The sequence below is a fragment of the Roseovarius pacificus genome (assembly GCF_900142665.1).
Lineage (GTDB): Bacteria > Pseudomonadota > Alphaproteobacteria > Rhodobacterales > Rhodobacteraceae > Roseovarius > Roseovarius pacificus.
In genome coordinates, this window is sequence record NZ_FRBR01000007.1 from 26,989 (window position 1) to 51,387 (window position 24,399).

General features: G+C 61.1%; 29 protein-coding genes. 10 read left to right on the plus strand and 19 right to left on the minus strand.

What is annotated here, in order from left to right:
- Window positions 1-38 precede the first annotated feature (38 nt).
- Window positions 39-1,238, minus strand: coding sequence for a toxic anion resistance protein (locus tag BUB53_RS12685; RefSeq protein WP_073035151.1), 1,200 nt, complete (start codon window positions 1,236-1,238; stop codon window positions 39-41).
- Between the two features lie 9 nt (window positions 1,239-1,247).
- Complete coding sequence (locus tag BUB53_RS12690; RefSeq protein ID WP_073035152.1) at window positions 1,248-2,147, minus strand: 5-bromo-4-chloroindolyl phosphate hydrolysis family protein; 900 nt, start codon at window positions 2,145-2,147, stop codon at window positions 1,248-1,250.
- A 250-nt stretch (window positions 2,148-2,397) separates the two neighbouring features.
- Here BUB53_RS12690 and BUB53_RS12695 point away from each other — a divergent pair, with 250 nt between their 5' ends.
- Window positions 2,398-3,414, plus strand: coding sequence for a GlxA family transcriptional regulator (locus BUB53_RS12695; RefSeq protein WP_073035153.1), 1,017 nt, complete (start codon window positions 2,398-2,400; stop codon window positions 3,412-3,414).
- A 15-nt stretch (window positions 3,415-3,429) separates the two neighbouring features.
- Here BUB53_RS12695 and cls read toward each other — a convergent pair whose 3' ends face one another.
- On the minus strand, window positions 3,430-4,881 hold the full coding sequence (cls, locus tag BUB53_RS12700) for a cardiolipin synthase (protein WP_073035296.1): 1,452 nt from the start codon (window positions 4,879-4,881) through the stop codon (window positions 3,430-3,432).
- Between cls and BUB53_RS22775 the strand changes: the two genes are divergently transcribed.
- Window positions 4,865-5,011, plus strand: a complete 147-nt coding sequence (locus tag BUB53_RS22775) for a hypothetical protein (RefSeq protein WP_159437822.1) — start codon at window positions 4,865-4,867, stop codon at window positions 5,009-5,011. The genes cls and BUB53_RS22775 overlap by 17 nt on opposite strands.
- Window positions 5,012-5,186: 175 nt before the next feature.
- On the opposite strand, the gene BUB53_RS12705 is transcribed toward BUB53_RS22775, so the two are convergent.
- The 3 genes from BUB53_RS12705 to BUB53_RS12715 form a co-directional block, all read right to left on the minus strand.
- A complete protein-coding gene (locus tag BUB53_RS12705; protein ID WP_073035154.1) occupies window positions 5,187-5,702 on the minus strand; it encodes a hypothetical protein in 516 nt (171 codons plus the stop codon).
- Between the two features lie 668 nt (window positions 5,703-6,370).
- The gene (locus BUB53_RS12710) at window positions 6,371-6,796 is read right to left on the minus strand and encodes a DUF695 domain-containing protein (RefSeq protein ID WP_084729122.1); all 426 of its coding nucleotides are present in this window, start codon (window positions 6,794-6,796) and stop codon (window positions 6,371-6,373) included.
- A 353-nt stretch (window positions 6,797-7,149) separates the two neighbouring features.
- Window positions 7,150-7,941, minus strand: coding sequence for a pseudouridine synthase (locus tag BUB53_RS12715; protein WP_073035156.1), 792 nt, complete (start codon window positions 7,939-7,941; stop codon window positions 7,150-7,152).
- 64 nt (window positions 7,942-8,005) lie between these two features.
- On the opposite strand from BUB53_RS12715, the gene BUB53_RS12720 reads away from it, so the two are divergent.
- On the plus strand, window positions 8,006-8,461 hold the full coding sequence (locus BUB53_RS12720; RefSeq protein WP_073035157.1) for a nucleoside deaminase: 456 nt from the start codon (window positions 8,006-8,008) through the stop codon (window positions 8,459-8,461).
- Between the two features lie 68 nt (window positions 8,462-8,529).
- On the opposite strand, the gene BUB53_RS12725 is transcribed toward BUB53_RS12720, so the two are convergent.
- Window positions 8,530-9,423, minus strand: coding sequence for a fructose bisphosphate aldolase (locus tag BUB53_RS12725; RefSeq protein ID WP_073035158.1), 894 nt, complete (start codon window positions 9,421-9,423; stop codon window positions 8,530-8,532).
- A 171-nt stretch (window positions 9,424-9,594) separates the two neighbouring features.
- Window positions 9,595-10,779: a phosphoglycerate kinase gene (locus tag BUB53_RS12730; protein WP_073035159.1), complete on the minus strand. Its 1,185-nt coding sequence runs from the start codon at window positions 10,777-10,779 to the stop codon at window positions 9,595-9,597.
- Window positions 10,780-10,909: 130 nt separating this feature from the next.
- Between BUB53_RS12730 and BUB53_RS12735 the strand changes: the two genes are divergently transcribed.
- Genes BUB53_RS12735 through BUB53_RS12745 form a run of 3 tightly spaced genes read left to right on the plus strand, consistent with a single transcriptional unit; the run spans window position 10,910 to window position 12,761 of the window.
- A complete protein-coding gene (locus BUB53_RS12735) occupies window positions 10,910-11,416 on the plus strand; it encodes a peptidylprolyl isomerase (protein WP_073035160.1) in 507 nt (168 codons plus the stop codon).
- Window positions 11,409-11,957 (plus strand): peptidylprolyl isomerase, encoded by a 549-nt coding sequence (locus tag BUB53_RS12740; protein ID WP_073035161.1) that lies wholly within the window; start codon window positions 11,409-11,411, stop codon window positions 11,955-11,957. The genes BUB53_RS12735 and BUB53_RS12740 overlap by 8 nt, the downstream gene beginning before the upstream one ends.
- 3 nt (window positions 11,958-11,960) lie before the next feature.
- Window positions 11,961-12,761: a DUF4336 domain-containing protein gene (locus tag BUB53_RS12745; protein ID WP_073035162.1), complete on the plus strand. Its 801-nt coding sequence runs from the start codon at window positions 11,961-11,963 to the stop codon at window positions 12,759-12,761.
- Between the two features lie 28 nt (window positions 12,762-12,789).
- Here BUB53_RS12745 and BUB53_RS12750 read toward each other — a convergent pair whose 3' ends face one another.
- From BUB53_RS12750 to BUB53_RS12785, 8 genes are all read right to left on the minus strand, one after another.
- Window positions 12,790-13,596 carry an ABC transporter permease gene (locus tag BUB53_RS12750; RefSeq protein WP_073035163.1) on the minus strand — a complete coding sequence of 269 codons (807 nt, stop codon included), beginning with the start codon at window positions 13,594-13,596 and terminating at the stop codon, window positions 12,790-12,792.
- Complete coding sequence (locus BUB53_RS12755; RefSeq protein ID WP_073035164.1) at window positions 13,593-14,477, minus strand: ABC transporter permease; 885 nt, start codon at window positions 14,475-14,477, stop codon at window positions 13,593-13,595. Before BUB53_RS12755 ends, BUB53_RS12750 begins: the two co-directional genes overlap by 4 nt.
- Before the next feature lie 61 nt (window positions 14,478-14,538).
- Complete coding sequence (locus tag BUB53_RS12760; protein WP_073035165.1) at window positions 14,539-15,255, minus strand: transporter substrate-binding domain-containing protein; 717 nt, start codon at window positions 15,253-15,255, stop codon at window positions 14,539-14,541.
- A gap of 38 nt (window positions 15,256-15,293) precedes the next feature.
- Window positions 15,294-16,070, minus strand: coding sequence for an ABC transporter ATP-binding protein (locus BUB53_RS12765; RefSeq protein ID WP_073035166.1), 777 nt, complete (start codon window positions 16,068-16,070; stop codon window positions 15,294-15,296).
- 114 nt (window positions 16,071-16,184) lie between these two features.
- A complete protein-coding gene (locus BUB53_RS12770) occupies window positions 16,185-16,916 on the minus strand; it encodes a phosphate/phosphite/phosphonate ABC transporter substrate-binding protein (protein ID WP_073035297.1) in 732 nt (243 codons plus the stop codon).
- A gap of 26 nt (window positions 16,917-16,942) precedes the next feature.
- Window positions 16,943-17,383: a tellurite resistance TerB family protein gene (locus BUB53_RS12775; RefSeq protein WP_073035167.1), complete on the minus strand. Its 441-nt coding sequence runs from the start codon at window positions 17,381-17,383 to the stop codon at window positions 16,943-16,945.
- Window positions 17,384-17,422: 39 nt separating this feature from the next.
- The gene (locus BUB53_RS12780; protein WP_073035168.1) at window positions 17,423-17,860 is read right to left on the minus strand and encodes a tellurite resistance TerB family protein; all 438 of its coding nucleotides are present in this window, start codon (window positions 17,858-17,860) and stop codon (window positions 17,423-17,425) included.
- A 14-nt stretch (window positions 17,861-17,874) separates the two neighbouring features.
- Window positions 17,875-18,549: a hypothetical protein gene (locus BUB53_RS12785; protein WP_143163209.1), complete on the minus strand. Its 675-nt coding sequence runs from the start codon at window positions 18,547-18,549 to the stop codon at window positions 17,875-17,877.
- 128 nt (window positions 18,550-18,677) lie between these two features.
- Between BUB53_RS12785 and BUB53_RS12790 the strand changes: the two genes are divergently transcribed.
- From BUB53_RS12790 to BUB53_RS12800, 3 genes are all read left to right on the plus strand, one after another.
- Window positions 18,678-19,256 (plus strand): hypothetical protein, encoded by a 579-nt coding sequence (locus BUB53_RS12790; RefSeq protein ID WP_073035170.1) that lies wholly within the window; start codon window positions 18,678-18,680, stop codon window positions 19,254-19,256.
- 88 nt (window positions 19,257-19,344) lie between these two features.
- Window positions 19,345-20,169, plus strand: a complete 825-nt coding sequence (locus tag BUB53_RS12795; protein ID WP_073035171.1) for a sulfite exporter TauE/SafE family protein — start codon at window positions 19,345-19,347, stop codon at window positions 20,167-20,169.
- Complete coding sequence (locus tag BUB53_RS12800) at window positions 20,163-20,951, plus strand: hypothetical protein (protein ID WP_073035172.1); 789 nt, start codon at window positions 20,163-20,165, stop codon at window positions 20,949-20,951. The genes BUB53_RS12795 and BUB53_RS12800 overlap by 7 nt, the downstream gene beginning before the upstream one ends.
- A 21-nt stretch (window positions 20,952-20,972) precedes the next feature.
- On the opposite strand, the gene BUB53_RS12805 is transcribed toward BUB53_RS12800, so the two are convergent.
- The 3 genes from BUB53_RS12805 to ccmI are packed head-to-tail and all read right to left on the minus strand — an operon-like array spanning window position 20,973 to window position 22,926.
- The gene (locus BUB53_RS12805; RefSeq protein WP_073035173.1) at window positions 20,973-21,215 is read right to left on the minus strand and encodes a DUF1289 domain-containing protein; all 243 of its coding nucleotides are present in this window, start codon (window positions 21,213-21,215) and stop codon (window positions 20,973-20,975) included.
- A complete protein-coding gene (ruvX, locus tag BUB53_RS12810) occupies window positions 21,212-21,688 on the minus strand; it encodes a Holliday junction resolvase RuvX (protein WP_073035174.1) in 477 nt (158 codons plus the stop codon). Before ruvX ends, BUB53_RS12805 begins: the two co-directional genes overlap by 4 nt.
- Window positions 21,685-22,926: a c-type cytochrome biogenesis protein CcmI gene (ccmI, locus tag BUB53_RS12815; protein WP_073035175.1), complete on the minus strand. Its 1,242-nt coding sequence runs from the start codon at window positions 22,924-22,926 to the stop codon at window positions 21,685-21,687. The genes ruvX and ccmI overlap by 4 nt, the downstream gene beginning before the upstream one ends.
- A 215-nt stretch (window positions 22,927-23,141) precedes the next feature.
- Here ccmI and BUB53_RS12820 point away from each other — a divergent pair, with 215 nt between their 5' ends.
- Entirely contained in the window at window positions 23,142-24,386 is a 1,245-nt protein-coding gene (locus BUB53_RS12820; protein WP_073035176.1) for a sarcosine oxidase subunit beta family protein, read from the plus strand.
- Window positions 24,387-24,399: the final 13 nt, after the last annotated feature.

Consider the following 24,399-nt stretch of genomic DNA (forward strand, 5'->3'; position numbering starts at 1 on the left):
ATGCCCGAACCGTGAAACATCGTGCGCCCACTGCCTGTTCAGCCTTTCGGAACCGAGGTGCCGGCATTGTCGCCCACACCGTCCTTGCGCGCCTTGGCAGCCGCCAGCGTGTCACGCAGTTCGGCTTCCATCTTCTTCAGTTCTTCCTCGGCGGCGGCGCGCTTGGCCTTGCCTTCGTCAGCGATGGCCAGGCTTTCCTGGATCGTGCCGATCAGGTCAGCATTGGCCTTCTTGACGGCTTCGATATCGAACACGCCGCGCTCCATTTCCTCGCGGATCATCTTGTTGCTTTCGCGCAGGTTTTCGGCGTTCGAGGTCAGCAATTCGTTGGTCAGGTCGTTGGCGTCGCGCACCGCGGCGGCCGCCTGCGCGGAACGCTGGATCGTCACCGCCTGTGCCAGTTGCGTTTCCCACAGCGGGACGGTGTTCACCAGGGTCGAGTTGATCTTGGTCACCAGGCTCTTGTCGTTTTCCTGCACCAGCCGGATCGAGGGCAGCGACTGCATCGTCACCTGCCGGGTCAGCTTCAGGTCGTGCACCCGGCGCTCCAGATCGTCACGCGCGGCGCGCAGATCGCGTAATTCCTGCGCCTTCATCACCTGATCGTCCTCGGGCGCGGCCTGCACCTCGGCCTCCTTGGCGGGGATATGGGTGTTGTCCAGCTCTTTCAGCTTTTCCTCGCCCGCCGCGATATACAGCGCCAGTTCGTCATAGAATTGCAGCGTCTTTTCATAGAGCAGGTCAAGCGACTTGATGTCTTTCAGCAGCGTGTGTTCGTGATGCAGCAGATCGTCGGTGATCTTGTCGATCTGGCCCTGCACGGTTTCGAACCGCGCGGTGAACTTGGCAAAGGGCGCGGCGCGGCCCAACAGCTTTTCCCACCATGTCCGTTCGCGCCGGACATCCAGTTCGGACACTGAAAAGCCGCGGATCGTGGTGACGATCCCGCGCAGGCTGTCGCCCGCCGGGCCGACATCCTTGTTGCGCACGCCTTGCAGCATGGATTGCGAGATTTCCTGTAATTCCGCCTGCGCCGCTGAGCCAAAAGATACGATCGAATTGGTATCCGACATGTCGATCTCGTCCATGCGCTTGCGGATTTCTCCGCCCGCGGTCGCATCGGCCTGTTCGAGCGGCACGATGGCATTCGCCTCGGCGGGTTCGGGCAGGATGGCGCGGCTGACTTCCTCGACTTCGGCCAGCGCGGCCTCGGCTTTCTGGCGAATGGTGTCCGACATGGTATTCCCTCACTCGTTGTTGGTGTTTGGGCGGATGCCCTCGCGTTGCAGGCGGTCGCGCAGAACGCCGATTTCGATATCCAGATCGCTGCGGTCGTCCAGCAGCAACTTCTCGGTACGCGCCGCGAAATTGCCCTCAAGATCGTCCAGCAGCGCCGAATAATCCGCCTTGGCCTGCGGATCGCGGTTGCGCCCGTAGATGTCGGCGAACTTGATCGTCGCGTCGCGCGCCCCCAGCAGGTAAACCGACAGGTATTTGCGCGCCGCCGTCAGGTCGCGCGGGTCTTCCTCGACCGTGCGGAACAGATCGCGCGCCGTGGTCCTGAACCGATCCACCCGCGCCTCAAGCTGGCGGTCGCCTGCGCGTTTTATCGCCTCTGACATGGCCGACAGGTGTTTTTCGGCCTCGTCCACGGCCCGCGCCACACGGTCGGTCTGGAACATGTCCACACCGTCCATGCCCTTGTCCGTCAGCGGGTCCAGTCCGAAGGCGAAGGAATGGATGACCGTCCCCAGCACGGCAAAGATCACCGCCTCCGGCAGGCCGAACCCGGCGATCCCGGCCATGAACAGGCCCGCGCCCGCACAGAGCGATCCGACGATCTTGCGCGGCAAGGCCGGGCGGCGCGCCACCTTGCGCGCCTCATAGGCCTCTTGCGCCAGTATCCCCTCGCGCGTCAGCCATGCGGACAGGATCAGCAGGCCGAGCGCCGCCAGATATTGCGCCATGCCGACGGGATCGGTGGTGAACGCCTTCCAGATCAGCGGCAGAGGGGCCAGAAACAGCAGGTTGACCCGCCCCCCGGCCCGGGTGCGTTTCGCACCGCGATAACTGCCTGTCGCCGGTTTGCGCGGCCCGCCTTCGGACGGACCGTCGGGGCTGTAGTGTCCGCCATAGCGTTGCGCCATCACACGCCCCCTGCAACGGAAACGTAGAAAATAAGCAAGACCAGCAGGAAAAACGCCAGTTTCTGCAACCCTGTATCGGACATAAGTCCCCCGGAACTCCTTTTGTCTCATCAAACTTAGGCCAACCCGCCAGTCCTTGCTAGGGGGAAGATTGTGGCGGGCGGTGCATCGCCAGCCCTGCCGTCATTTTCACCGCCCGCACGGGCTGCCCCGTCTTACCCACGGATACAGAGGATGCTATGACAGCGTCATGACAACGCGATCTTTCGTCCCCCGCGGCGCAGCCAGTTTCAGCGTGGCCTATGACGGCCCGCCGCGCGACGTGTATTTCCTGCTGTTGCCCAAGCTGACGCTGCTGGCCTTCACCTCGGCGCTCGAGCCGCTGCGCGTGGCCAATCAGGTCGCCGGGCGCGAGCTCTATCGCTGGTACGTAATGAGCGAAGAGGGCGGGCCGGTCACCTGCTCCTGCGGGGTGCACATCACCCCCGACAGCGGGCTGACGGACGTGCCCCGCGATGCCCTGGCCTTCGTCTGCGCGGGGATCGAACCGGCCAGCACCGCCAGCCGCCGCGCGACCCAGTGGATTCGCCGCCAGCGGACCTTCGGCTGCCGGGTCGGCGGGATCTGCACGGGGGCGTTTTCACTGGCGCAGGCGGGGCTGCTCGAGGGGCGGCGCTTTACCCTGCATTGGGAAAACCAGCCCGCCTTTGTCGAAAAGTTCATGGATCTGGAGCCCACCGGTGCGCTCTATGAAATCGACGGCCCGCTTGTCACCTGCGGCGGCGGCAGCGCCGCGACCGACATGATGCTGGACCTGATCGAACGCGACCACGGCGCCGACCTCGCCACCATCGTGGCCGACATGTGCCTGCACGTCCGCTCCAACCTGCAGGACCGCAAGCAGAAATCGGCCTTTTCCTTCGCCCTCAGCAGCCGCAACACACACCTGATCGCGGCCATGCACATGATGAACGACAACCTCGACACGCCGCTGCCCATCGACGAACTCTCGCTGCGCGTCGGCATCTCGCGCCGACAGCTCGAGCGGCTCTTTACCACCCATGTCGGCAGCACCCCGGCGCAGTTCTATATCGACCTGCGGATTTCGCGCGCGCATGCCCTGCTGAACGAAACCGACCTCGGCGTCGCCGAAATCGCCGCCGCCACCGGCTTCAACAGCACCTCGCAAATGGCCACGCGGTTTCGCAAACGCTTCGGCATGTCCCCGCGCAGCTACCGCAAGAAATGGAGCACGGTGCAGGGCTAGGGCGCGCGGGCCCGCTCAGAGCACCGGCCCAAGCATGGCCACCGAATTGTTCCATAACCGCCGTCCGACACTCCACTTCTCCACGTCGGACCGGGTGACTTCGCCCGACGCTGAAATATAGGCCTCCTGACGCTCGCGAATTTTCGCGCTCAGGGCGTGGCTCTTCAGAAGAATGTTGTTTTCATAGTTGAGATCGAAACTGCGCCGGTCCAGATTTGCCGAACCGATCAGGGCAATTTCACCGTCGACCGTCATGGATTTTGCATGAAGCAATCCGTTTGGATACTCGAAAATCCGGACACCGGCTTTCAGCAGTTCAAGATAAAAGCTCCGGCTCGCGGCCGCGACGACCCATGAATCATTGTGTTTGGGCATCACGAGCGACGTGCGCACATTGCGAAACGCGGCCGAGCAAAGCGCCGAGTGCATGGCTTCCGAAGGCACGAAATAGGGAGTCGTGATGATCAGGTCGTCTTTCGCGTTATGCATCAGCGCCTCGAACACTTCGGGCATGGCAGAGTTGCGAATGGTCGGCCCGGTCCCGATCGCCTGTGCAATGACATCCCCATCCGACCTGCGGCGCGCCGGTGCGCCCTGCAGGTCCGTCAGGGGATCATCCACATGCGACAGCCAGTCCTGAAGAAAGAGCTTCTGGTTCTGATCTGAAACCGGCCCCTCGAAGCGGACCATGAGATCGACCCAGGGACCGTATTTCGCCTTGGGAAGAAACGCGGGGTCGGCGCAATTCTGACTTCCGCAATAGGTGATCCGGCTGTCGATCACCACGATCTTGCGGTGGTTCCGCAGGTCGACCCGCCCCCGGATCGGATGCAGCAGGAGATTTCCCACAGGCAGCGCCCGCGCCAGCCTGACGCCGGCCTCCTGCATGGCTGTCCAATGGCCGGACCGCACCAGCTTCCGCGATCCCAGATCGTCCGCCATGGCGCGCACCACAACACCGCGCCGCGCCGCCCGTTTCAAAGCCTCGACAACCTTTCGCCCGTTCGTGTCGTCCAGCCAGATGTAGAACAGGAGGTGGACGTTTTCCTGCGCTGCGTCGATGTCGGCGATCATCGAGTCTATTGCGCTGTCCGAGTCCGGCATCAGGCGGGCGGCATTGCCGGAAACCGGAAGAAAGCCACTGATCGACTGCCCCAGCCGAAAGAGTTGCTCGTGATCGGCCCCAAGGCCCTCCATGGCCTCACGCATCTCGTGCCCGGTCTCTGTGGCAGGGCCGACAAGCGCGATCGCCGCCTTGTAACGCGCGACACGGCGTCGACCGATATTCGTTTCTCCGAACAGAACATAAGCTGACATCCCGACGGCCGGGAGTGCGAGAATGACCAGAACCCAAGCGATACGGGACGAGGGCTCCCGATACGGCCGCAGCAGAGCGCGAACGATAAACCCTGCCTGAAGCGCGACGTGCAGCGCGACAAGAGAGATGGCGATGACCGACGAACTCATTTCAAACGACACCCATTTGTCGGGCCATTCTGAGTTGGTGTCGCAAGATTGCAAAGAAGTTTTTGCTCCTGGCGGGGCTCAGCCTGCATCCATGCCCGGCATCAGCCAGGTATTGCATAGCTGTCCTTGATGTTACGTGCGGCGACTGTTTGGGTCGAGGCCAAAGTCCACGGATGCTGTACCTTGCACCAATGTCCGCTGCTCGAGCTGTGGATAAAAACCTGAAAGAACCAAACCGGGTTTTGCAAAGGGTTTGTGGCTCAAGATTTTTCAATCGATGGACACGTCATTTTTGATTTATTCATTTAAAACGTGAAGTAGCGAGTTGCGCATGATCGCCCAACGTATTGCTTGTCTTCCGAAAGCCGTTTGAACATCCATAGCGTATTCACGTGTAAGTCGACTGGTGCTCCGATGTAGTTTGACGTCAAGTTGGCGGTGGTCCGCAGTTCAGCATACAGTGACGGGTTTTCTTCTTGCTTCACTAAACCAGTTTCAGCGGTCCAAACAAAGGAAAAGTCTGACTTCGAACTGCTGTGTTCCGGCCAAGCGGTTCCAAGGGTCGCAATGCGCGTCACACGTATCGGCCAAATTTCTTTGCCAATGATTGCTCCATCAGGATCACGCAGCACAACATCTGGTATCAAGTAGCTGTTACCGAAGTCGACAAATGCCTCGTAGCTCAATTCGCTGCCATTCGGCAATTTTACACAACGGCCAAACTTAAGGGAGTACAGAAACACAAGAGGTGTCAGACCCAACACGCTCAGGATGGCAAGGGTACATAACGTGACGACAATTGCGCGAAGGAGTGTGATCATATTGTATATTGGCTACGCGATGGATCTGCATATATTCGCCCTTCGACGGAGCCTGGTCGCGCTCGCTTGACAGACAGTTCAATGGGCGTTCCCTTGCGGAGGTATGCCTCAAACGCCTTTTTGTATAATTTCTGATCGACGAACATCGTGGTGCCACCCTGCTGCAGTTCCTGGTGATTATGGTCGTCCTGGACAGCTAATTTTCCGTTAACCGCTCGTGCGCACTCTCAAAAGCAGCCCTTAGGGCAGCCGCAGCGAAAGCTAACGTCGTCCGCATAGCAACCATCGGCACCATGTCTGGCTGTTGTCTGCATTGAAACCGGAGAGGTCTTCCCGGTCGCGCGATACAGCGGCCGAAGGCCGCCGCGCATCGCCAGACCGCCCATACGGGCTGGCGATTGGGTGAGGACGGCGCCCCGTTCAGGCCTCTTTCGGATTGGGCTGGCATAAACTGCAAAGAATGACCGTTTGATCGCCATCCCGCGGTCTGGCGATGCGCGCTCAGGCAACGGCAGTTTTGTCCCGCATAGCAACCATCGGCACCGCTTGCAGCGGAGGTCTGGTTCGAGCCCAACGTGTCGGATGCTGCATCGCGCCCAGATGTCGGCATGGAGCCCAGATTGACGAATTTCTGAAATGCCGCGAAGGGCCGCTCCCAAAAGGATGATTTATAAACTTGGTAGCAGGTTGTGAAACAAACTCCATTCGACATCTGCTTGACTGGAGATATCCATCTGAACGGTTGGGAAATTGGCTCTCATCAATTGTTTAGTTTTTGGTCCAGATTTTTCATTTTTTACATAGGTAATGAAATCACGAGTTTCAGAGTTAGTAACTATGGCTGCGATGATGCCCAATCCTGAATCCTGAAGCTGCTCAAATAGTGCATCTTCAAAAATGATGGGAATATCAGATTCAGCGTCAAAGCTGCTCAAAGAGATAGCGAAAACCGTACTTATCGAGAAATCAGCCTTGTGAACGAAACCTTCCAACGGAGTGTTGATCCGCATTGTTGCACGCCGGTCGCCGCCTACATGGCAAACGGCCCAGCTATCTGGGATTTCATATTGCTTTCGTCTGAAGAAATTTCTCATTTCCTACTACTATCTTGCTCAACATCACCAGACAACACTACTTCCTAAGTGGACGGCTTGTTGAAGGATGTCACCCAAGCCGACATTGGCGCAACTGCAGTGAAAGCTCACTTAGTCCGCATTCCACCCACTTTCCCGGTGGGCGCGGCGGTTAGGCTTTCACCCCGCACTGCCCCACCAAAACGCTTCAACCATCAAACTTTTGCCCGCAAAACCGGCCTAACGGTGTTTTGTACAAACCAATGGGGTATTTCGTACGTTTTGTACGATTCGCCGGGGCCTGAATGCCGGTCGGAAAGCGGCGCGAAACGGTGCGCGGTCGGGTAAGATATCGTTTAGCGCCGGAATGCGCGTCAGCGCTTGCGCCGGGTCCGTTGTGGCCTTGGTTTGCCCGGTTTCGCCGCCTCTTTTTCGTCCTTCAGCCCCAACTGGTCGCGCAGGATGCGGGGGCGGATTTCCTCGACCGCGCCGGTCTTGAGATTGCCCAGTTGGAACGGCCCGTAGGAGACACGGATCAGGCGGTTCACGCTCAGCCCCACGGCCTCCATCGCGCGACGGACTTCGCGGTTGCGCCCTTCTCGGATGCCCACCGTGGCCCAGGCGTTGGCGCCTTGCTGGCGGTCCAGCGTGACGCTCATCGGCTGGAACTTTTCTCCATCTATTTCAATGCCTTGACGCAGGGGGGCAAACGTGGCGTCAGTCGGGCGGCCTTTGATGCGTACCCGGTATTTGCGCAACCATCCGGTCGAGGGCAGCTCCAGCTTGCGTTTGAGCTCGCCATCGTTGGTCAGCAGCAGAAGCCCCTCCGAATTGAGGTCCAGCCGCCCCACGCTCATCACGCGCGGCAGGTCGTCGGGCAAGTCGTCGAAAATGGTCTGGCGGCCCTGTTCGTCGCGCGTGGTGGTCACAAGGCCCGCGGGCTTGTGATAGAGCCACAGGCGCGGCGGTTCCGGGGCCTTCAGGTCGCGCCCGTCCACGGTGATCCGGTCCTTGTCGGTCACGTTCAGCGCGGCACGGTCGATTACTTTCCCGTTAACCGCCACACGACCGGCCTCGATCATCCGCTCCGCCCCCCGCCGACTAGCCACCCCAGCCCGCGCAATTACCTTGGCAATTCGGTCGCCTTTATGTTGCGATGTGTTCATAAGAACATCGCTTAGCGCAAAGCCCGCCCTTGCGAAAGCGGGGATCGCACGGCAATAGGGCAGGATGACGTTCAAAAGCCATATGCAAATCGCGCTCGATGAGGCGCGCAAGGCCGCTGCGCGGGGTGAGGTGCCGGTTGGAGCCGTGATCGTCGATCCGCATGGGCAAGTCGTCGCGCAGGCGGGGAATCGTACACGTGAGTTGCACGACCCCACCGCCCATGCTGAGATTTTGACGATCCGTGCAGCGTGCGAAGCGGCTCAAAGCGAACGCCTGCCGGGGTATTCCCTGTATGTCACATTAGAGCCGTGCGCGATGTGTGCCACGGCCATTTCAGCAGCCCGCATTGCGAGGGTCTATTATGGCGCATCGGACCCGAAATCGGGTGGCGTGGCGCATGGGGCACGCGTATTCAGCCACCCGCAATGCCACCATGTCCCTGAAGTATATGATGGCATCGCGGGCGATGCGGCCCAACAACTGCTCAGATTCTTCTTTCAGGACCGCCGCGACATCTGATCGGGCGGTTCAGTTGCTTCTGCCAGAAAGACTTGGGTGTCGTCAGACATTCCCGATCTGAGGGCGTTTCAGCCCGCGACCGAAGCCTGATGAATGCTGTCGATCGAGGTTGCGATGGTGGCGTTGAATTCATCGTCGGATTGCTGCGCCGACAGGCCTTCGGTCAGGGCGCGGCTGAAGCTGGCGATCATGCCGGTATTGCGCGACAGACGGCTGTTGGCCTCGTCGCGGCTATAGCCCCCCGACAGGGCCACGACACGCATCACGCGCGGGTGGTCGACCAGGGGTTTGTAGAGATTGTCGGTTTCCGGCAGGGTCAGTTTCAGCATGACCTGCTGATCATCGGGTAGTGCATCCAGTTGGGCGGTGATCTCGGTCAGCAGGATCTCTTCGGCCTCGGCCTTGTCACTGATGCTGATCGTCACCTCGGGCTCGACGATCGGGATCATGCCGTGGCCCAGAATCTGTTTGGCGACCTCGAATTGTTGGGCGACGACAGCCTTGATGCCCGCCGGGTTGGCCGCGTTGATTACCGAGCGCATCTTGGTGCCGAAGACACCGGCCTTGACGGCGCGTTCCAGAAGGGCGTCGAGTTCGGGCATGGGTTTCATCGCCTGCGCGCCGTTTTCTTCGTCGGCCAGTCCCTTGTCGACCTTCAGGAAGGGAACGACGCCGCGATCTTCCCACAGGAAGGTGGCCGAGGGTTTGCCGTCGATTTTGCGGTCCATCGTCATTTCGAACAGGATCGCGCCCAGAACCTTGTCGCCCGTAAAGGCGGGGGCCTGCGCGATGCGGGCGCGCATGGCATGGATCATGTCGAACATCTCGGCGTCGGAGGTGTATTCGCTTTCCTCCACGCCGTAGAGGCGCAGCGCCTTGGGGGTGGAGCCGCCGGATTGATCGAGGGCCGCGATAAAGCCCTGTCCGTTGCGCATCTGCTCTGCCTGACGTTCCTTCGACATCTGTGATCCCCGTTTTCGACATGTGGATTGACTGGTGACATGCGCAGCCCCGGACAGGACACCGCACGGTTAGCTTGCTTCTAGGCGAGGGCAGGCGCGGTTGCAATCGTGGTCGCGCTAACAACACGACCATTCGGGCAGGTGGAATTCAGGAAAATTCCGGGCTCTGTCTCAGCCCTTAAGTGCGGCGACGCCGGGCAGAGCCTTGCCTTCCATCCATTCCAGGAATGCGCCGCCGGCGGTTGAGATATAGGTGAAATCCTGCGCGGCCCCGGCTTTGTTCAGGGCCGCCACGGTATCCCCGCCCCCGGCGACCGAGATCAACTCGCCCGCCTTGCTGCGCGCGGCGGCATGGGCGGCGGCGGCGTTGGTGGCGGCATCGAAGGGCTCGATCTCGAATGCGCCGAGGGGGCCGTTCCAGATCAGGGTTTTGGCGGCGTCGATGGCGGCGGTGATGCGCGCCACCGATTGCGGCCCGGCATCGAGAATCATCGCATCCGCGGGGCAGGCATGGGCGGGTACGGTTTCATGCGGGGCATTGGCGGCGAATTCGCGCGCCACGACCACATCCGCCGGCAGCAGGATTTCACAGCCTGCCGCCCCGGCCCTGGACATGATCGTGCGGGCGGTGTCGGCCATGTCGTGTTCGCACAGCGATTTGCCCACGTTCAGACCCTGTGCGGCGAGGAACGTGTTGGCCATCCCGCCGCCGATCACGAGGTGATCGACCTTTTCCACGAGATTGCCCAGGAGGTCGAGCTTGGTCGAAACCTTGGCCCCGCCAACGACGGCGACGACCGGGCGCTTGGGCCGACCGAGTGCGGCGCGGAGCGCTTCGAGTTCGGCCTGCATCAGGCGGCCCGCGCAAGAGGGCAGGTGATGGGCCAGTCCTTCGGTCGAGGCGTGGGCGCGGTGGGCGGCGGAGAAGGCATCGTTGCAATAGATGTCACCCAAGCCTGCCAGACGTTTGGCGAAATCCGGATCGTTGGCCTCTTCGCCGGGATGAAAGCGAATGTTTTCCAGTAGCAGCACCTCGGCCTCACGCGCTTCGGCGGTCAGGTTCTCGGCACCTTCCAGTGTTTCGATGAAGGTTACGGTGTAGCCGAGGGCCCGTTCCAGTGCGGGAACGATGGGGCGCAGCGACATGTCATCGACGACCTTGCCCTTGGGGCGACCGAAATGGGCGATCAGCATCGGTTTGCCGCCTGCGGCAAGGATGGCCTCGATCGTGGGGACGATGCGGGTGATGCGGGTGGCGTCGGTGACGCGCCCGTTTTCGATGGGAACGTTGATGTCGACCCGTGTCAGGACCGTCTTGCCATTGAGGTCCATGTCATCGAGGGTTTTCCAACTCATGCCACTGTCTCCGCTTGGGTCAAATGCGCGCCTCTCATGGCCTCTCGGGACCGGGGCGTCAAGCTCTGCGCTTGGCAATCGGGGCGCGGCATCTTAGGTATTCGGCGACAGATCAGACAAGGAGCGCCAGATGGCCGAGATCAAAGACCCCGAGAACACCATTCTGCTGGAACTGAAGGACGGTACGGTAACGATCGAACTGTTGCCCGATATCGCCCCGAACCATTGCGAGCGGATGAAGGAACTGGCGCGCAGTGGCCAGTATGACAACGTGGCCTTTCACCGGGTGATTGACGGCTTCATGGCTCAGACGGGCGATGTGGCCAATGCCAACATGGAAAAGGATTACAATCCGCGCATGGCCGGTACCGGCGGCAGCGATCTGCCCAACCTCAAGGCCGAGTTCAGCGGCATCCCGCATGATCGCGGTACCATCGGTGCGGCACGCAGCCAGAACCCGGACAGCGCCAACAGCCAGTTCTTCATCAATTTCAGCGACAACCATTTCCTGAACAGGCAATACACGGTTTATGGCCGCGTGATTTCGGGGATGGAACATGTGGACGCCATCACCCGAGGCGAGCCGCCCGCGAACCCCGACCGGATGATCAGCATGAAGGTGGCTTCTGATGCGTAAACTGGCCTTTCTTTTCAGCCTGTTGGCCAGCCCGGCACTGGCGACGGGATTGCAGATCGAGATCGAGGGTGAGACCAACGGCACCGTTACGATTGACCTCTTCGAAGATGTGGCGCCCGGCCATGTGGAGCAGATCACCGCGCTTGCGGAGGCGGGCGCCTATGACGGGATCGTCTTTCACCGGGTGATCGAGGGCTTCATGGCGCAGACGGGCGATGTGCAGTTCGGCAAGCTGGAGGGCGGTGACATGCGTATGGCCGGCACCGGCAGCAGCGACCGGCCTGATCTGACGGCCGAGTTTTCGGACGTGCCGTTCGAGCGCGGTGTCGTGGGCATGGCGCGCAGCCAAAATCCGGACAGCGCCAACAGTCAGTTCTTCATCATGTTCGCCCCCGCTCATCACCTGAACGGCCAGTACACCGTGGTCGGTGAGGTGACGGATGGCATGGACGTGGTCGATGCGATCAAACGGGGCACGGGCCCCAACGGTGCGGTAGTCGGCAAGCCCGACGCCATGACCAAAGTCACGGTCACTGACTAAACGATGACGAAGGCCACGGGATACGAGCCGCTCGATACGCTCAAACCCGTGGCCGATGGGCTCTGGCTGATCGACGGGCCGGCGATCCGGTTCATGGGATTGCCGTTTTCGACGCGCGCCACTGTAGTTCGGCTGGAGAACGGGGATGTCTGGGTGCATTCGCCCACGCATCTGACGGATGGTCTGCGCGCCGAACTGGATGCGCTCGGTCCCGTGCGGCACCTGATTGCGCCCAACTGGATTCACTATGCCCACATCGCGGATTGGCAGGCTGCCTGGCCCGAGGCCGAGGCTTGGGGTGCTCCGGGTGTGGCTGAGCGGGCCGCGAAAAAGGGGCTTGAGTTGAGTCTTGATCACGATCTGCAATGGGACGGGGCCGAGCTTCTCTGGACCGGGCAGATCGACCAGTTGATCGTGCGCGGCAGCAAGACACATCGCGAAGCGGTGTTTTTTCACCGGGCCAGCGATACGCTGATCCTGACCGACCTGATCGAAGCGTTTGAGACCGAAAAACTGCCGGTCTGGATGCGGCCTCTCGTCTGGATCGCGGGGATTGACGACAGCGACGGCAAGATGCCCCCCGATATGCAATGGACCTTCCGCGACAAGACGGCACTGGCCGAGGATCTGGAGCGGATGATCGGCTGGGGGCCTGAGCGGGTGATTTTGGCACATGGCCGCTGGTATGACAGCAATGGGGTGGCGGAGCTTGAGCGTGCCTTTCGCCGGGTGCTGCGCGGACGGGTGTGGGACAGGGCGCTGAGCGATGTGAAGGCCCGTAATACGCGCAATGAAGACCTCTAAGTTTCCGTCCCGGCGATGAATGCGGGGATTAACGTATCAGATTCATGCGGAATTTCAGACTGCGCCGCGCAGCGCGAGGCAGATGGCGATTCAGGCGGCGGTTGATAAGTCCGAACAGTGCCAGCAGCACTAGCGTGAGCAGAATGAAATACCCGGCCAGGATCGGGTAAGGCACGAAGGGGTTGAACGTCTTGTCGGCGAAGTAGTTCGCGTAATAAAGCGCATCGCCGCGTTGCTGCCATGCAGGGAACCCGGTGAAAAATACCAGCGTTGTGGCGTGGAACAGAAAAATCGCCTCGTTCGTGTAGGCAGGCCATGCCAAGCGTAGCATGGTGGGCCAGACAATCCGACGGAAACGGGGCCAGCCGGAGAAGCCATAGGCATCGGCAGCCTCGACATCGCCCTTGGGGATCGAGCGCAGCGCGCCATAGAAGATTTCTCCCGAATAGGCGGCGGTATTCAGGAACAACACGATCAGCGCCCCCAGCCACGCCGAGGTAAACGGATCGAAGACCGGGCTGAGCCGCTTCAGAGACAGAAATGCGAAATAGGCAAAGAAGAACTGGATAAAGAGCGGTGAGCCACGGAAGAGAAAGATGAACCATTCGGAGCTTTTGCGGATCATGCGGTTGTGTGCGCCCTTGCCAAGCCCCACTGCCGTGGCAAGGAAAAAACCCGCCAGCAGGGCAAGGGTGCCGAAATAGATGTTCCAGATCATGCCCGAACCGATCAGGGTGACCTGTTCGCAAAGTGTGAAGTTCTCGCGCGGCAACAGGCGTTCGCCGATCCCGAGGCTGCGCAGCCCGTAATCCTGTATGGTTTGCCAGCAACTCATGCGGCGGCCTTCCGTTGGGCTTCGCCGCCGGTCGTGGCCTGACCGTGGCTGAGTTTGCGCATCAGGCGATCGAGCACCAGTTCGGATACGCGCGTGAAGCCGAGGTAGAACACCAGAAGCGCAAGGAAATACCACATCCTCCAGTCGCCATGAGGGTATTGGGTAAAGCGCGGGTTGGCGGTGCCTCCCAATTCGCGGGCCCAGTAAACGATGTCCTCGACACCCAGAAGGAACAACAGCGGCGTGGCCTTGATCAGCACCATCCACAGGTTCGACAGGCCGGGCAGGGCATAGACCCACATCTGCGGCACGAGGATGCGCCAGAAGGTTTGCCGCCGGGTCATGCCATAGGCTTCGGCGGTCTCAAGCTGTGCATGGGGCACGGCGCGCATCGCGCCGAACAGGACGTTGGCGGCAAAGGCGCCAAAGACGATGGCGAAGGTCAGCACGGCAAGGAAAAAGCCATAGACCTCGTGAATCCATTGCGGTGCGTTGCCAAGCGGCAGTTTGGCCTGAGCACAGACGATGAAATCGTTGCCTCGCCGGATCGGCTGATCCCAGTCGGGGCACAGGACCTGATGGCGCATCCATTCAAATCCCTGATCGAGCGCGATCACGAAAAACAGGAAAAAGGCGATGTCGGGCACACCGCGTACGATGGCAATATAGATGCGGCCCAGCCAATTCACTGGCCAGATGCGCGAGCGCGCCGCAGCGGCCCCGCCGAAGCCGAACAAAAGCGCCGCAGGGGCTGTGATGGCCAGCAACAACAGGACAACCCCGAAGGAGACATAGAACGACAGGTGTTTGCCCGTCGTGAGATAGCACGACAGCCATTTCAGGCCTGACAGCGTATCGGGATCGGCGCAGTAGGAGAACATTCAGGATGGTCCGAAAGGCGATGCGGGGGCGGTCATGACCCGCCCCCGCCGGTGGAATGCATCAGAAGGTCGATGCGACTTCCCACTTCTTGATCATTTCGTTCAGGGTTCCATCGTCTTTCATCGACTGGATGGCGGCATCGAAGGTTTCGCGCAGTTCGGTGTCCGATTCGCGCAAGCCCATGCCGATCCCGTCACCGAGCGCCACATCGGGGCCAACGATCATAAGGTCGGCATCCTCTTCGGCCACGGGCACGAGGAAGGATTTGTCGGCCAGTACCGCGTCGGCCTCGCCGTTGCGGACGGCGGCGATGGCTTCTTCGGGGGTGGCGAACTCGATCAGGGTCGCGCCGGATTCGGCAACGTAACCGGCCTGAAGCGTGCCGGCTTGCGCGGCGATCACGCCACCGGTCAGGTCAACGTCCTCGGACAAGGCCAGGTAGGAAGACGGATCGGGCGGCGTGTAGTTTTGGGTAAAGTCGATCACTTCGTCGCGTTCGGCAGTGATGGACATGCCCGCGATGATCACGTCGTAGTTCCCCGAGACGAGGTTGGGAATGATCGAATCCCATTCGTTCGTGACCCATTCACAGGTCAGCTCGGCGCGCTTGCACAGTTCGTCGCCCAGTTCACGCTCGAACCCGTCGACTTCGCCGGAATCGTTGATGAAGTTCCACGGAGGGTAGGCGCCTTCGGTGCCCATGCGCACCACGTCCTGCGCCATGGCAAAGCTGGCTGAAAGGGCCAGTGCCGCTGTCGAAAGGATCAGCTTTTTCATAATATTGCTCCCTTTTTGGTTGGTATCGGTTTCTGGTGTCAGGCGGCCATGGTCGAACTGAGGAATTGCCGCAGCCGCTCGGATTTGGGGACGCCGAACAGCGCGTCGGGCGCGCCCTGTTCCTCGATCAGCCCCTGATGCAAAAAGATAACCTGATCAGAGACATCGGCGGCCATCTTCATGTCATGGGTGACGATCATCATGGTACGACCCTCGCTGGCCAGGTCCTTGATAACGCGCACGACCTCCTGTTCCAGTTCAGGGTCCAGTGCGCTGGTCGGTTCGTCGAACAACAGCGCCTCGGGTTCCATGGCAAGGGCGCGGGCGATGGCGGCGCGCTGTTGCTGGCCACCCGACAATTGTGCCGGATAGGCATCGTGCTTGTCGGCGATGCCGACCTTGTCCAGATAGGCATGGGCGGCTTTCTCGACTTCGGCGCGGTCGCGGCCCAGAACGGTGATCGGGGCCTCCATCACGTTCTCCAGAATAGTCATGTGGGCCCAAAGATTGAACTGTTGGAACACCATCGACAGGTTGGTGCGGATGCGCAGCACCTGTTTGGCGTCCGCAGGGTGACGCAGCAGGCCCTCACCCTTCCACTTTACAGGTTCGCCCTTGAACAGGATGTCGCCCTGCTGGCTGTCTTCCAGCAGGTTGGCGCAGCGCAGGATAGTAGATTTGCCCGAGCCGGACGAACCGATGAGAGAAACTACATCGCCCTTGTGAGCCGTGATATCCACGCCCTTGATCACCTCAAGCGCGCCATAGGCCTTGTGCAGGTTGCGTATTTCGATGACGGGCGTGTCGTCTGGCAAGGGCAGCGTCCGTGTCTGAGTGCGGGTCTGGCCCGACAATAGGGACGAAAAAATGGTGCGATGCAACTTGCAAAACGACCGATCCGGGCGATTCCTGACCGAAATGACGCAGGGTCAGGCTGTTTCGGCAGGTGGAGGCGCGGGGTTGGGCACGTCGAGATAGGCCTGGGCAGGCAGTCGGGTCAGGCCGCGCAACCCGAGGGCATGCCGATCCGATGCCGTCAGTGCACCGATTGCGGCCTCGAGCGCGTCAAACAGGCCGTCGGCATCGTTTCCGGGAGCGGTGATGTAGGGCAGCGCCGGGGTGGGGGGCGTGCGGGCGATTTCACGCAGGGAACAGGAAAAGTCGTCGTGACGCTGGATCAGCGCCCATGTCAGGGCATCCAGGGATGCGATGTCAGCGTGTCCCTCGGCCACGGCAAGGGCAGAGGCGCGGTGCCCACCCGTTGTCTTTGGATTGGAAAAGGTGAACCCCTGCAAGGCAGCGAAGTTCTGTGGCGCGGCCCATCCGCTTTGGCTGAGTGGGTCGTTATAGGCAAAGCGGGCAGTGGCGAACTCAGTCGGAGCCTGACGCGGATCGTCAACGCGCACCACAAGCGCACTGCAATAGTGGCCAGTGGGGCAATCGGGCAGATCGAAATCCGGTGTGGCGACCAGGGTGACCTTGTCATGCAACCGTGCGCGGAACGGATAGCCACAGGTTTGCGACAGCAACAGGTCGGAGCTGGTCCAATGTGCCCAGAGATCGCCGTCGCGGGTCAGATGCCGAGGACCATAGCCCAGTTCGGCGCGGATTGCTTGCCAAAGCCGGTCGTTGGCCGCCGCTGTTTCGGGGCGGTCGTACATGGGCAGGCTGGCCAGCGATGTGGCGGTCACGTGCGGGTATCGACCCGTTGGCGGGCCAGAGCGCTGTCGCGGTCGTTGACGCCCAGCAGGTTCGCCACCAGTCGCACCAGTGCATCCTCGTCCTGATCGCGCGCGCCATCGGCAAGGGCAACCTGCCACAAGGCTTCGATCACGCCGATTCGGTCCTCGTAGGGAACGGCATCCTTGATGGCGCGCGTAAAGCGCACGGTGTCCGGGGCCTCGGCCTCGATCGATTCAGCCTCGGTACGCAATTTGAGTGCGGCATCATCGTCCAGCCCGAAGCGGGCCTTTATGATACGATCGATGCGGATAATCTCGGAGGCCGAGTAATTGTTGTCCGAGCGGGCCAGCCGCACCAAAAGGGCGGTCAACGCGCGACGAGCGTCCAGATTGTCGAGCGTTTCCGGCTCTGGCTGGAACAGGTTTTTCAGAAGATCAGCAAACATGGCGCAAGATATAGGGCTTCGGAGCGATGGCGCAAAGCGCTATTGCGCCTCAGCCCGGACGCGGGCGGAGTCATTGTCGTGATCACTCAGTCCAAGCGCCTCTTGTGCCGCGTCGACAACGGCGATTTCTTCGGGGCGACGGCGGCCATCGGCAAGCACCACCTCCCACAGGGCCTCGAGCGCCTCGCAGCGGGCCTCGTGGCTGACGTTGTCGCGGATCAGATGGCCCAGATCGGAGGTGTCCGGCGCCTGATGCTCCAGCTTTTCGCAGGTGGCCCTCATCTTGGCAGCCTCGATCGGGCCGATGCGGTGCAGACGAATCAGCAATTTGTCTATCCGGCTGATTTCCTCGAACCGGTAACGGTGATCGGATTTCGCCACCCGTACCATCAATGCCCCGAGTGCAAGATTGGCGTCGGGTTCGGGCAATGGTTCGGGCTCGGGATTGGACAGGGCGGAAAGGATACGGCTGAGCATGTGGGCCCCTTGGTTCAGAATGCGGCTGGTGCAGTTTGATAGAGGATGTCGTCCAGTGCAATGCCGCCGGGATCGTCATTGGTGATGGTGATCGCGGCGATGTCCGGCGTGTGACCGGCCCGCGCAAAGCCCAGTTCGGTGACCGCGGTGTTCAATCGCTGCCGATGGCGGGTGATCAGGTGGCCCTCACGGGTATAGAAGGTGAGTGTCACATACCCTTGTGGGCGGGCCTGCCCGAGCGGAGCGGCATAGTCGCTGTGCACCCGCAGACCGAAGGCGGGTTGGTCGTGGTCGAAAAGGATGGCGACGGCGCCTTCGCCGCGCGAATTCAGCGCAGGAAATCCCGCTGGCCCAAGTGGAAACAGCGCGGTCGAGCCGAAACCGCGATGATATGCCGCCGAAAGAGAGGCACCAGGTGCGCCAGCTACCACTGAAAGGGGCGTATGTGGTGCTCCGCTGAGCCTGTCATGCTGCATGTTGTTGAAAACGGACTGCCCGCCCAATCGCTCTCCCAGCCAGGCAAGGCCCGCGCGTACCGGGGAATCAAGGGCGATTCCCGGTTCGGCTCGGCGCGGAAGAGCCTCGAACCGGATCGCCGCATCAAGCATGAGTTCGAGGTTGGTGTAAGGCACTGGCGACAACGGGGTCTCTGCCTGTGCGGGCGGGGTGGCCAGCACGAGAGAACACATAAAACCGGCGGTAATCCGCAATGGCCCCAAGTCGGTCACAATTGCTCCAAACTCTTTGCGATTTTCAACGGCAGTTTAAGGCACGTATTCCGGAACGCATCCGGTGATTTTCATGGGCGGAGTCATACATGCAATCTTTCGACGAGTTCGACTGGTCTGATGGTACGCCAGAGGAACACCTGAAGATGGTCCGGGAGGCCAACGAGGACCAGTTGCGTCATCTGGCGCGCTCTTACGATTGGGCGATGTATCCGGTGCCGGTTCTGGGCTGGGCAATGGCGCAAAAATGCATGGATCTGGGGACGGCCCTGACAGTGTTCCTCAACGGCGAGCCGGAACGGTTCAATTATGTTCCCAAACGGCATGTGCCCGAAGATTATCGCGGCGTTGCGCGGATGCTGGATAATATCTGTTTGCGGGTGAACAGCGGGTTTTACCTTGTCTATCCGGAGCGGGATGTCTCGAACCGCAAGCGGTTGATGAAATGGGTATCCTATCAACAAGCCGATCGGGCCGAAGGTCGGCAGGGCCGCTATACTTTCGACGAGGAAATCCTCCAAATCCTGTTAAACGATGCCTTGCGTCTGGATCCCAGCACGGAGACAGCCGTTTACAGCCAGAAACCAAGCCTGTTGCGTGATTTGTTCAGTCCGGTGATGGATTTGGGCGTGTCGCGCCGTCTGTTGCGGTTCAAGCCACCGGAATAGCAAGCTGTTGGTTTGCCCGGGCGGGCGGCTTTTCCTTTCAATCTTGCCGGTGTAAGGCTTCGATCACCGCGACAGGAAAGGCCCGGCTATGCCCGATACGATGCTATTGATCCAGATGCTGTTGCTGTTGTTGTTCATCGGCGGTTTCGCAGGTGTGCTGGCGGGGCTGTTGGGGGTGGGCGGTGGCATCGTGCTGGTGCCGGCCTTTTTCTATACTTTCCAGACCTTGGGGTATGATGGTCCGCAATTGATGCAGATCTGCCTCGCCACCTCGCTGGCCACGATCATCGTGACCTCGGTCCGATCGGTTCTGAGCCATAACAAAAAGGGCGCGGTCGAATGGTCGATCCTGCGCACCTGGGCACCGGGAATCGCGGCAGGGGCGGTGCTGGGGGTGCTGGTGGCGGCGAGCCTGCGTTCGACCACATTGCAAGGCATTTTCGGCGTGTTGGGTGTGGTAATCGGGGCCTATCTGGGTTTTGGGCGTGCACATTGGCGTTTGGGGACCGAGATGCCACGCGGCCTGACCCGCGCGATCCTGTCGCCATTCGTGGGTTTCCTGTCGGTGTTGATGGGCATAGGCGGTGGCAGTTTCGGTGTCCCGCTGATGAGTCTGTACAACGTGCCGATCCACCGCGCCGTCGCCACGGCGGCGGGGTTTGGCGTGACTATCGCCGTGCCATCGGTGATTGGGTTCCTGTTTCTTGAAATCGACCCGGTCAACCGCCCGCCGCTGACCATTGGTGCGGTCAACCTGGTGGCTTTCGGTATCGTTATTGCGATGACGATGATCACCGCGCCATGGGGCGTGCGTCTGGCCCATGCCATGGACCCCAAGCCGCTGAAGCGGGTCTTTGCGGTGTTCCTGACTCTCGTGGCTCTGAACATGCTACGCAAGGCATTGGGATGGTAGAGGCGCTTCTGCGCGACGGCTGGGTGCGGTTCGCGTCCGAGGAGAGTGTGCGGGGTTGGTCGCATGCGGCGCACGCGGTGGCTGCGGAGCGGGTGGCTGACGCGGACGAACAGGCCAAATGGTTGCAGTGCGGGGGAACATGGTTTGTCGGGGTCAATACCTTGCCGAACGGCCCTGACGGAACGGTGGGGAGGTCTGCCCCCTTGCACGGTGCCGCGACGGAATTGGCACGACGGCTTTATGGAGCCTTGCCGCTGCATCGTGGGCAGGTCTCGGTCACCTATCCCGGCTATCCGCGCCCGCGCGACGGGGAAAGCGATGCGGCGTTTGGGTATCGAGCGAAGCGCGATGCCGCGCATGTGGATGGGGTGCTGGCCGTGGGGCCGGATCGGCGGCGCATGTTGAAAGAGCGTCACGCCTATATTCTCGGTCTGCCACTGACCAGTTGCGATGCGGGTGCAAGTCCCTTCGTTGTTTGGGAAGGCAGCCACCGGATCATGCGGGATATGTTTACGGTGGCCCTTGGGCAATGGCCGGAAACCGAGTGGGCCGAGGTGGATTTGACCGAGGTATATCAGGCTGCCCGGTGCGAGGTGTTCGACAAGTGCAAACGTGTCGAGATAGCCGCGAAACCCGGCGAGGCCTATCTGGTACATCGGTTTGCCCTGCATGGCGTGGCACCGTGGGCCGAAAGCGCGCAGGCCCCTGAAGAGGGGCGAATGATTGTGTATTTCAGGCCGGAATTTATTGGCGGAACACGCGATTGGCTGGAACTGCCATGACGGCTGGCGCTTATTTCGACGTTAGCCGCCGTTGCGTTTGAGCCGCGCGGCACGACCGCCGCGGCGTTTGGCCAGAAGTGGTGCGCGGTCGGGCAGGGCGGCCATGATCTCCTGGCGTTCATCGGCATCCATTTTCGACCAGCGGGCGATCTCGTCGACGGTGCGGTAACATCCGGTACAGATGCGCGCCTCGGGGTGGACGACGCAAATGCGCACGCAGGGGCTTTCGACCTCGTCGCGGGTCCAGACCTTGTTTTCCGTCACTGTGCTGCCCTCATGTGCCTCAAACGGTCCAATGCACCTTGAAGGATATAGGAGGCGGCGACGTTGTCGATAACTTCGGCGCGACGTTTTCGGGACGTATCCGCCTCGAGCAGAGCGCGTTCGGCGGCGACCGTGGACAGGCGTTCATCCCAGTAAGTGATCGGGAGGTCGGTCAGCTTTTCCAGGTTGCGGGCGAAGGCGCGGGTGGATTGACAGCGCGGTCCCTCGCTTCCGTCCATGTTGCGTGGCAGGCCCAGAACAATCCCGCAGGCCTCGCGTTCGCTCGAGAGTTCAAGCAATCGCGCGGCATCGAGGCTGAATTTGCGGCGCTTGATCGTCTCCACCGGGCTGGCCACGGACAAAAGCCTGTCCGAGAGCGCCACGCCAATGGTCTTGGTCCCGAGATCAAGCCCGATGATCGGGCGGCCCGAGATCAATGCGTCGGCGAAATCGGCGATCTCGTCGCAGATCATTCCGCGACACCCGCCGCCTGCGCCGCAGCGCGGACCTGGTCCAGTGCCTCAGGCATTTCGGCGAAAACCCCCTGAGCCTCGGCCCAGATTTCCCCGGCCTGTTCGGTTTTGCCCTGCACGCCAAGCACACGGATCAATTGCGCCCACTCAGCCGGCGTTCCGCCTTCGTTGGCCAGACGCTGCGACAGGCCTTGCACCATGCCTTCGATCATCTGCTGGCGGTCCTCGTCGGACATGTCGCCAGCGGCCTCGATATCGGCGGCGGATGGTCCGGCGAGCGGCGGTGTCGCGGCAGGAGCATCAGGCAGTTGGTAATCGGTGACACCTGCGCGCCACGCCAGTTCTTCGATATTGGTGCGGATTGCCGGAACCCAAGGGGCATTGGGATTGCTTTCCCGCAGCAGACGATCCCAGGTGCGGAAGGCGGCATCGGGGCGGTCCACCTGCATCAGGTAAAGACCCATGTAATATCGCGCGGGCGGGATTTCAGGATTGCGTTCCAGTGCATCGCGCAGGGCCTGTTCGGCCTCCTGGCTGACGTAACCGCCAGCCGCGCTGATCTTGAGTTCCGCCAAATAGGCATAGTCGCCTGCCGAGGCTTCGTCTCCTTTGGCGTCGATGATTTTTTGCTGGGCATCGTATGCGGCGACGTAGTTGCCAAGCGCGGCTTCGTTGCGCGCCAGCAGGGTAAGGCCGCGCAGATCGCCGTCGCGCTCCTGCACAGTCTGCCGGAGCCGCTCCATAAGTGTCAGAAATTCTTCGCTGGCTTCCGGCGCGATGTCGGTGGCGGGCATCCGTGCTTCCGCATCCGCCTGAGTCAGACGATTGGTACGAGCCATGTCCGAGGCTGCCATGCGGGTCTTGAGCGGCAGGTCGCCAAGCCCCGGCGCCCCTAGCTGCGCATAAAGCATCAGCGAGCCTCCCATCATGAGCGCCCCAAGCATAAGCGTCAGGATCAGTCCGCCGCGGCGGGGTTGTCCGCCACTGTCGCCACCTCGTTTCAGTTGCGCATCGGCAGCCAGAACGCGGCGAGATACCTCGGCGCGGATGCGCTCGGCGTCTTCCGCGCCGATGACGCCACGGGCGAGGTCGCGATCCACTTCCTTGAGTTGGTCGCGATAGACCTGAAGGTCATAAGCGGCTGGCGGCTTGTCGCCAACGCGACCGCGCACCAGCGTAAGCCCGATGATTCCGCTGACGATCAGCGCAAGTGCGCCCGTGACGATCCAGAACACCATGGTTTCTCCTCAAATTCGTGCCTCCATGTAGCCATCACGGAGGATGGAAAAAAGAGGCAAAGGCGCGCAGGGGGTGTTGCATCTTTGGGAGAACGACCGGATGTCGCATATCGGGTGTTTTATGCCGCGCGGGGTATCCTTTGACAGGTCAAGCTGTCGCATTACGCTTACATGGCAGCATGACTGCGATTCCAACCTTGTTCGAAAGAGCGCGCATGAAACGTTATTCCGCCTTTGCCGTCGCCCGCGAAGCCCTGCGCTATCATATGGGCTGGGACCGGGCCTGGGCTTCTCCCGAACCGAAGAAGAAATACGACGTGATCATCGTCGGTGCGGGGGGGCATGGTCTGGCCACCGCGTATTACCTAGGAAAGAATTTCGGCATCACCAACGTGGCTGTTCTGGAAAAGGGTTGGCTTGGGGGCGGTAACACGGGCCGCAATACCACGATCATCCGCTCGAACTATCTACAGGATTCATCGGCGGCGATCTACGAAAAGGCGCGCGGACTGTACGAGACCCTGAGCCAGGATTTGAACTACAACATCATGTATTCCCCGCGGGGGGTGATGATGCTGGCCCAGACCCAGCACGAGGTGCGCGGATATGAGCGCACGGCACATGCCAATGCGTTGCAGGGCGTGGCGACTGAATTCATCTCGCCCAACCGGGTCAAGGAACTGGTGCCGATCATCAATATCGACGGGCCGCGTTACCCGGTTCTCGGGGCGCTGTGGCAGCCGCGCGGGGGAACCGCGCGTCACGATGCCGTGGCCTGGGGCTATGCACGGGCCTGTTCGGCCATGGGCATGGACATCATCCAGAAATGCGAAGTCACCGGTATCAGCCGCGAAGGCAGCAAGGTAACGGGTGTGACCACCAATCGCGGCGATATCGCCTGTGATAAGCTGGGCATCGTCGTCGCAGGGCATTCGGGGCATCTGGCCGATATGGCGGGCTTCCGCCTGCCAATCGAATCCGTGGCGCTTCAGGCGCTGGTGTCCGAGCCGATCAAGCCCTGCATGGACGTGGTCGTGATGGCCAACACCGTGCATGGCTACATGAGCCAGTCCGACAAGGGCGAGATGGTGATCGGCGGCGGCGCGGACGGGTACAACAATTACACGCAGCGCGGCTCGTTCCACCATGTCGAGGAAACCGTGCGCGCGCTGGTCGAAACCTTCCCGATGATCAGCCGCCTCAAGATGCTGCGCCAGTGGGGCGGGATCGTGGACATGACCGGTGATCGTTCGCCGATCCTGTCGAAAACCCCGGTCGAGGGCGTTTTCATCAACTGTGGCTGGGGCACCGGCGGGTTCAAGTCCATTCCCGGCAGCGGCTGGGGCTTTGCAGAACTGATGGCCAAGGGGCACTCGCCTTTGACCGCCGAGTTCAATCTGGACCGCTTCAAGGAAGGCCGCTTTATCGACGAGAGCGTCGCCGCGGGGGTGGCGCACTGATGGCCGCAATACA

What these genes read in the sequence shown, in the direction of transcription:
- BUB53_RS12750 (WP_073035163.1), bottom strand. Translation starts at nt 13,596, where the DNA reads ATGAGTTGCTGGCAAACCATACAGGATTACGGGCTGCGCAGCCTCGGG.
- BUB53_RS12725 (WP_073035158.1), bottom strand. Translation starts at nt 9,423, where the DNA reads ATGTCGAAGGAACGTCAGGCAGAGCAGATGCGCAACGGACAGGGCTTT.
- BUB53_RS12695 (WP_073035153.1), top strand. Translation starts at nt 2,398, where the DNA reads ATGACAACGCGATCTTTCGTCCCCCGCGGCGCAGCCAGTTTCAGCGTG.
- BUB53_RS12775 (WP_073035167.1), bottom strand. Translation starts at nt 17,383, where the DNA reads ATGTTTGCTGATCTTCTGAAAAACCTGTTCCAGCCAGAGCCGGAAACG.
- BUB53_RS12790 (WP_073035170.1), top strand. Translation starts at nt 18,678, where the DNA reads ATGCAATCTTTCGACGAGTTCGACTGGTCTGATGGTACGCCAGAGGAA.
- BUB53_RS12800 (WP_073035172.1), top strand. Translation starts at nt 20,163, where the DNA reads ATGGTAGAGGCGCTTCTGCGCGACGGCTGGGTGCGGTTCGCGTCCGAG.
- BUB53_RS12785 (WP_143163209.1), bottom strand. Translation starts at nt 18,549, where the DNA reads ATGTGTTCTCTCGTGCTGGCCACCCCGCCCGCACAGGCAGAGACCCCG.
- BUB53_RS12795 (WP_073035171.1), top strand. Translation starts at nt 19,345, where the DNA reads ATGCCCGATACGATGCTATTGATCCAGATGCTGTTGCTGTTGTTGTTC.
- BUB53_RS12690 (WP_073035152.1), bottom strand. Translation starts at nt 2,147, where the DNA reads ATGGCGCAACGCTATGGCGGACACTACAGCCCCGACGGTCCGTCCGAA.
- BUB53_RS12760 (WP_073035165.1), bottom strand. Translation starts at nt 15,255, where the DNA reads ATGAAAAAGCTGATCCTTTCGACAGCGGCACTGGCCCTTTCAGCCAGC.
- BUB53_RS12735 (WP_073035160.1), top strand. Translation starts at nt 10,910, where the DNA reads ATGGCCGAGATCAAAGACCCCGAGAACACCATTCTGCTGGAACTGAAG.
- BUB53_RS12780 (WP_073035168.1), bottom strand. Translation starts at nt 17,860, where the DNA reads ATGCTCAGCCGTATCCTTTCCGCCCTGTCCAATCCCGAGCCCGAACCA.
- BUB53_RS12705 (WP_073035154.1), bottom strand. Translation starts at nt 5,702, where the DNA reads ATGATCACACTCCTTCGCGCAATTGTCGTCACGTTATGTACCCTTGCC.
- BUB53_RS12720 (WP_073035157.1), top strand. Translation starts at nt 8,006, where the DNA reads ATGACGTTCAAAAGCCATATGCAAATCGCGCTCGATGAGGCGCGCAAG.
- ruvX (WP_073035174.1), bottom strand. Translation starts at nt 21,688, where the DNA reads ATGATCTGCGACGAGATCGCCGATTTCGCCGACGCATTGATCTCGGGC.
- BUB53_RS12820 (WP_073035176.1), top strand. Translation starts at nt 23,142, where the DNA reads ATGAAACGTTATTCCGCCTTTGCCGTCGCCCGCGAAGCCCTGCGCTAT.
- BUB53_RS12745 (WP_073035162.1), top strand. Translation starts at nt 11,961, where the DNA reads ATGACGAAGGCCACGGGATACGAGCCGCTCGATACGCTCAAACCCGTG.
- BUB53_RS12755 (WP_073035164.1), bottom strand. Translation starts at nt 14,477, where the DNA reads ATGTTCTCCTACTGCGCCGATCCCGATACGCTGTCAGGCCTGAAATGG.
- BUB53_RS12710 (WP_084729122.1), bottom strand. Translation starts at nt 6,796, where the DNA reads ATGAGAAATTTCTTCAGACGAAAGCAATATGAAATCCCAGATAGCTGG.
- ccmI (WP_073035175.1), bottom strand. Translation starts at nt 22,926, where the DNA reads ATGGTGTTCTGGATCGTCACGGGCGCACTTGCGCTGATCGTCAGCGGA.
- BUB53_RS12770 (WP_073035297.1), bottom strand. Translation starts at nt 16,916, where the DNA reads ATGTACGACCGCCCCGAAACAGCGGCGGCCAACGACCGGCTTTGGCAA.
- BUB53_RS12715 (WP_073035156.1), bottom strand. Translation starts at nt 7,941, where the DNA reads ATGAACACATCGCAACATAAAGGCGACCGAATTGCCAAGGTAATTGCG.
- cls (WP_073035296.1), bottom strand. Translation starts at nt 4,881, where the DNA reads ATGAGTTCGTCGGTCATCGCCATCTCTCTTGTCGCGCTGCACGTCGCG.
- BUB53_RS12740 (WP_073035161.1), top strand. Translation starts at nt 11,409, where the DNA reads ATGCGTAAACTGGCCTTTCTTTTCAGCCTGTTGGCCAGCCCGGCACTG.
- BUB53_RS22775 (WP_159437822.1), top strand. Translation starts at nt 4,865, where the DNA reads ATGACCGACGAACTCATTTCAAACGACACCCATTTGTCGGGCCATTCT.
- BUB53_RS12730 (WP_073035159.1), bottom strand. Translation starts at nt 10,779, where the DNA reads ATGAGTTGGAAAACCCTCGATGACATGGACCTCAATGGCAAGACGGTC.
- BUB53_RS12685 (WP_073035151.1), bottom strand. Translation starts at nt 1,238, where the DNA reads ATGTCGGACACCATTCGCCAGAAAGCCGAGGCCGCGCTGGCCGAAGTC.